A 651-nucleotide genomic window follows, 5' to 3' on the forward strand; every position below is an offset into this window, starting at 1 on the left:
CAGGCGTCGGAACGCCCACGCGTGGAACTTCTTTGCGCGAGGCATCCGTTCACGAATCCCCGTCAGGTTCTCGAACGCGATTACGTCACAGCCGTACTCGACGGCTTCGGCGACGAGTTCCTTCGAGACGGTGTGGAAGAAGTGGTCGTAGCGGCCCGTCTCAGTGCGTCCGACGGACTGGATAGTTTCGTGGGCGGCTCGTGTGCCACGCTGTTGAAGCGACCCGCGCCGCTTCTCGAACTCGCGGTGCCAATGGTTCAACTCCGACCCGTTCCAGAATGTACCCGTTGAGGTGACGGCGACGTTTTCGATACCGAGGTCAACGCCGAGGACTGTGCTGTGCCCGTCGTTGCCATCGTCGGCAGTCTCGAACTCCACGTCCGCCTTTGTGCGGACGTGAAGGTAGAACTCACCGTCGCGGTAGTGGAGTTCTCCGCCCGTCACTTCGTAATCGTCGTTGAACAGGTACTCCGAGTGGGGCGTTTCGCGATTCTCGTCGGGAAGGACGTACTCGGCGGTGATGCGTCCGTCGACGGTTGAGAGCGTCGCGTGGTCGTCGTTGAACGTCGCACACCGCTTATCGTAGACGAGCGTCGGAGCGGTGAAGTGCGGCTTCCCCGCGTAGTTACCTTGCTTCCAACGGGCAACCAC

General features: G+C 61.3%; 1 protein-coding gene. It reads right to left on the reverse strand.

Going from position 1 to position 651, the window contains the following annotated elements:
- A partial coding sequence (locus tag ACFQE9_RS15160) for a transposase (protein ID WP_379746621.1) occupies positions 1–651 on the reverse strand: 651 nt, incomplete at both ends.

The sequence above is a fragment of the Halopenitus salinus genome, from assembly GCF_042662125.1.
Classification (GTDB): Archaea; Halobacteriota; Halobacteria; order Halobacteriales; family Haloferacaceae; genus Halopenitus; species Halopenitus salinus.